Here is a 5,508-nt window from a genome sequence, read left to right on the forward strand (position 1 = left end):
ATAAAAATAAAATCAAACGGACATTGTATTTACTGTAAAGACCAATGTAAGTAGAAATTAGTTGCATCAGCTTATCGGGTGCTCAATTGAAGATTCTGAGCCTGAATAATTTAAAATTAGCTTTTTTTAGATAAAAAAAGAAGCTTCCTTCTTGATAAAGGAAGCTTCTTTCAAAGATTTTAATATTCAAGATTAAATCAAATAAATAATCAGCGAATAGCAACTTAAAATTGATTAATACCCTGGGTTTTGTGTCAATTTAGGGTTAGAATCTCTTTCTCTTTGTGGAATTGGTAATAGAGCTTGTGTACTTGCCCAGTTGGTAAGCGTAGTAGCTGCACGTCCAGTACGAACCAAGTCAAAGAAATAGTGACCTTCCAAAGCTAATTCTAGTCTTCTTTGAGTAAAGATTTCAGTTTTTAATGCAGTAGGATTCGTTGCCAATGAAGCATCAGCATCACCAATACCAGCACGGTTACGAATCAAGTTCAGAGCTGTCAACGCTTCCGCATTTCTACCAAGTTCAGCCAAGGCCTCAGCCCTATTCAAAATCACTTCAGCATAACGGAAAAGCACAGGGAAGTCAGTACCGTTGATTCTGAAGTATTTCAATTGAGCATCGTAAGAAGTAGTCAGAATACGACGTGTATCTGTAGCAGAGTAGGCAGATACTAAAGTTGTATTTGGACGCATCTCGTTTCTTCCTCCCAAGGCAGTCGAAAACAAGAAGAACGCTAAAGTATTACTGTTTGTAGTTTCAAAACTAAGTTCCCAAATACTTTCGGCAGTACCTTGAGTAGCAAAAATATTAGAGAAGGTAGGTACTAACGAATGCTGTCCTGTAGCAATGATTTGGTCGCATAATGATACCACCGCAGCATAATCTTTTTGGTAAAGCGCTGCCCTAGCCTTCAAGGCTAATGCTGCATTTTTTGTAGCCTTTCCTCTATTGGTATTTGGCAAAAATGGAAGTGCTGCATCAATATCAGCATAGATTTGCTTGTACACATCGGCAGTTGAGCTACGAGAAACTTTCAAAGACTCATCAGCTTGTTCGGTTGGATCCAATACCAATGGTACATCTCCCCACCATCTCACTAGGTTGAAGTAGTTAAATGCTCTCAAAAATTTAGCTTCTGCTACAATCTGGTTTTTGGCAGCATCTGTAAAGCCAGATTCGTTAATCGAAGGCACATACTTGATCAAGAAGTTGTCACGCAAAATAGACGTATAAATTTGCGTCCACATACTTGTTACCGATGTGTTGTTGGTAAGGATAGAGCGGTTCGCAATTTCCGCAAAGTCAGAGAAAGTACCAGTATGACGCAGATTTCCTGATTGTAAATCTGGTAATAATTGATAACGCGTACCAATATAGTTAGCAGATTGTAAACCGTTGTAAGCACCATTTAGTGCGGCACGAGCTGTCGAAGCGTCCTTAATTTCGGATACAACGGCAGTTTGGGGAAGTTGGTCTAGTACTTGTTCGCAAGCCGTGCTGCCCAAAACAAGAGTACTAAATATAAATATTTTTAGTTTATTCATGGCTTCAAAATCTTTAAAATGAATAACTTACTGTAAAACAATAATACCTACAAATGCTTAGAGTCAACTATTAGAATGTCAAGTTAACCCCAAACGTGATTGTTCTAGGTTGTGGGAAAGTCAAAAAGTCTGTACCCAAAGCAGCATTGGCTGAAGAGTTACCATTTGCTCCTGCGGTAAAAGTACTTACTTCTGGGTCTAAGCCTTTGTATTTAGTGAATGTCAACAAGTTTTGTGCTTGTGCATATACTCTTACGCGCTCGATACCAATTTTGTTTGTTACAGTCTTAGGTAATGTATAACCCAAAATCACATTTTTCAAACGTAGGTATGAACCATCTTCGATAAAACGGTCAGATACACGACGGTTGTTGTTAGGGTCACCAAACACGGCTCTTGGGATATCTGTGTTGGTATTTGTTGGCGTCCAACGATTCAATACGGCGTCTGTTTGCCCAAATACACCATTCATACCTTCAGAGAAGTTACGAGTGTAATTCAAGATTTTGTTACCATACACAAATTGTGCAAATATTTTCAAATCAAAACCTTTATAAGTAAAGTCATTGGTTAAACTACCAAAGAATTTTGGCTGAGCCGAACCTAATACTTGTTGGTCGGCAGAGTTGACAGTGCCATCACCATTCAAATCTTTGAACTTGATATCACCCGGAGCAGTAGTAGCTACTTGGTAGTTGGCAAATCCTTTTGCTCTAGCAGCAGCATTAGCAGCAGCTACCTCGTCGGTAGATTGGAAGATTTTTTCTACTACATATCCTCTAAACGAGCCTAACTCTTCTCCTTCTGCCAACCAGCTTGCAAAACCGTAAGGTGTTGGTGTACCGTTAAAGATTTTCATCACTTTGTTTTTGTTGAAAGTGATATTAAAACTAGTGTTCCAAGTAAAGTCTTTTCCTTTAATATTCTCAGAAGAGATACCTAGTTCAAAGCCATTGTTTTGCATTTCACCAATGTTTTGTAGAACCGAAGTAAAACCAGAAGTAGCAGGAATAGTAGCGTTCAACAATAGGTCATTGGTATATTTGTGATAATATCCTGCATTAATAGTAAGACGATTTTTCAACAAACCGATATCCAAACCAACTTCTGACGTGGTTGTAGTCTCCCATTTCAAATCTGGATTTGATAATTGAGAAGGAACTAATGCACCATTTAATTGATAAGCAACACCACTTCCAAACAAGCCTAAAGAACCAAAGTTTGTGATTTCAGAGTTACCTGTTTTACCATAACTAGCACGGATTTTTAAATCACTGATAGCTGGAACAGATTCCATGAATTGTTCTTTAGAGGCTCTCCAAGCTACTGAAATAGAAGGGAAGGTTCCCCAACGGTTGTTAGCACCAAATCTTGAAGAAGCATCTGTTCTGAATACCCCTTGTACCAAATATTTACCATCATAGTCATAGTTCAAACGACCATAATAAGAAACTAACCCCCAAGAAGTACCACCCGACGTAGCATCTGTTTTGTTAGCGCCCGCAGATACTCTCTTAATAGCATTTCCAGGGAAGTTTGTCGCCGAAGCCAAAACAAAATCATAGGCTGACTGCTGATAGTCAGCACCTGCCGTTGCAGAAATTGAGTGAATATTGTTGAAAGAACGGTTGTAAGTCAGGTAGTTACTTGTTGACCAGTTTAACTCACCACCGTTTGTAGCAGTGGCCGAACCGTTCAAACCTGAAGCTGCGTTCAAGGTATTTGGCAAGAAACGGTCTTCTTTGAAAGAAACTTGGTCTAAGTTCCAGTTTGTTCTAATTTTTAAGCCTTCGATTAAAGAAGCTTCTGCAAATACAGTTCCTAATAAACGACCACTCGTTGATAAGTTGTAAGGTTCAACTGCTGCTGCCAATGGGTTTTCGGTAGAGGACGAAGCATCTTTACCATAAGAACCATCAGCAAAACGAACAGGAATATCCGAAGCCATCAAAATAGCAGTACTCAATACACCATAAATATTGTTGTCGTTGTTGATACGGTTTTGTAAAGAACGAGTATACGACATCTGAGCACCTGTTTTTACTCTTTTACTGATTTGATGCTCTAAGTTAATTCTACCAACCAAACGCTTGTAGTCAGAACCTAAGATAATCCCTTTTTGGTCAAATAATGAACCAGATATAAAGAAGGTTGTTTTTTCGTTACCCCCTCTCGCCGAAATATCGTATTGGCTAATAGGAGCGTTTCTGAAAATTAAATCTTGCCAGTTAGTACTAATTGCCTGTGAAGGATTCTGGAATACATTTACTGTACGAATTCCACGTGCTTGTGCTGCTGCTGTTTCTACAGTATACAATTGTCCTGCTGCATTTACTCCGACGTTACTATCTGATTGCCAGAAGTAAGCAGCCACGTCTGCTGCCGAAGCCCATACACTTGTACCTGTACCAAAACCAGGAGTTGTTAGTCCACCTGCACTATTATAAACACCATAGCGATTTATAACCATTTCTTGCAATAACTTCGTTTCCTCGGCACCAGAAATTGGACTGAGTTTGTTACCTGCTTTTTGCCCAACACCTGTATAATAGTTAAAGTTAATCTGAGTTTTTCCAGCTTTACCTTTTTTTGTCGTAATCAATACTACCCCATTTGCTGCACGCGAACCGTAAATAGCCGCTGCCGCCGCATCTTTCAAAATATCGATAGATTCAATATCGTTTGGCGCGATGTCATTCAATGCGTTCGAAGATTGGTTACCAAACCCTAACTGTGAATAGCTACCAGTATTGATTGGAATACCATCTACTACATACAAAGGCTCGTTACTTGCTGTGATAGAGCTACCTCCACGCAGACGAACTGTCACACCACCACCAGGAGTACCTGAGTTTGAAGTAACCAATACACCTGCTGCACGACCTTGCATAGCTTGGTCAACACCTGTAACAGGTAGGTTTTTTAGCTCATCACTCTTAATCGTTGATACCGAATAGGTGGCTTTGTTCTTCGCCTGAGTACCATAACCTACAATCACAACCTCATCTAGGTCAGTTGTTGCTGATTTTAGGTTTACATTAACGATTGTTTTTGAACCAATACCCACTTCTTGTGAAGTAAAACCTACAAAACTGAATATTAATACAGATTTGGCAGGAGCACTGATGCGATAAGAACCGTCCGAAGACGTTGTGGTTCCTTTTGAAGACCCTTTGATAGTAACGTTCACACCAGCAAGTGCCGATCCATCTTCTGATGAAGTTACCTTTCCTGAAATTACAATGTCTTGGGCAATTGTGCTAAATACAAGCGACAACACCAAAACAAAGCTCATTAGTAGCTTTCTTTTCATGTGACAATTAATTAGTTTGTTAATACTACACTGACTTTGGAATAATTTCCACTTAAAACAAAATTACAAACAGAAAAACTTCTAAACCAAATTTTATATGTCGCTACATTAAATGTGTGATAGAAATATTTTGCACATTCTAAACTTTGCCTAAAAAAGATTCCTTTAATTATAAACATTGTCTAATAATATTTTGCTGCTAGGCACGTAGCAAATAATATGTTCAATCCTTAGGCATTTTTACGGTAAATTGTAGAAATAAGTCAATATTTTGGTGTAAAAGTTTTATTTTTAATGTTGTTTTCTTCATTAGTCCGCAAGTCTAGGTATGCAATTTTTCTTTAAAATTTTCTATGTGTGACCAATAATAACCCTCAAAAAAGTACTATTCTACGAGAGAAGGCTTTACTAAAAAAAATATTAATGTGTATATCTGTTGTGTAAATGAACATTCTCTTTATGAAGTTTTTGTTGAGATTAGACTATTAAAAGTATCGACTTTCTGGCATATTTATGGCTTTTCGGATAGGTGTTCCTGAAGAATAGTTCTTGGAATATTCTCAATTGTTTGCTAATTTCATTAAAGTCTAAGTTAGTGGGCAAAATAAAATTTAAGATTATGCTTAGGGCTTTCAGGTATCGGCTTTCGG

Annotated in this window: 2 protein-coding genes; both read right to left on the reverse strand. The window is 38.2% G+C overall.

Annotation, left to right across the window (positions count from 1 at the left end; translation table 11 throughout):
- Positions 1–234: 234 nt before the first annotated feature.
- Positions 235–1,545 carry a RagB/SusD family nutrient uptake outer membrane protein gene (locus tag ACOVQ4_RS08600; RefSeq protein WP_421820242.1) on the reverse strand — a complete coding sequence of 437 codons (1,311 nt, stop codon included), beginning with the start codon at positions 1,543–1,545 and terminating at the stop codon, positions 235–237.
- Positions 1,546–1,615: 70 nt separating this feature from the next.
- Positions 1,616–4,858, reverse strand: coding sequence for a SusC/RagA family TonB-linked outer membrane protein (locus tag ACOVQ4_RS08605; RefSeq protein WP_421820243.1), 3,243 nt, complete (start codon positions 4,856–4,858; stop codon positions 1,616–1,618).
- Positions 4,859–5,508: the final 650 nt, after the last annotated feature.

The sequence above is a fragment of the Flectobacillus sp. genome (assembly GCF_049240685.1).
Taxonomy (GTDB): Bacteria; Bacteroidota; Bacteroidia; order Cytophagales; family Spirosomataceae; genus Flectobacillus.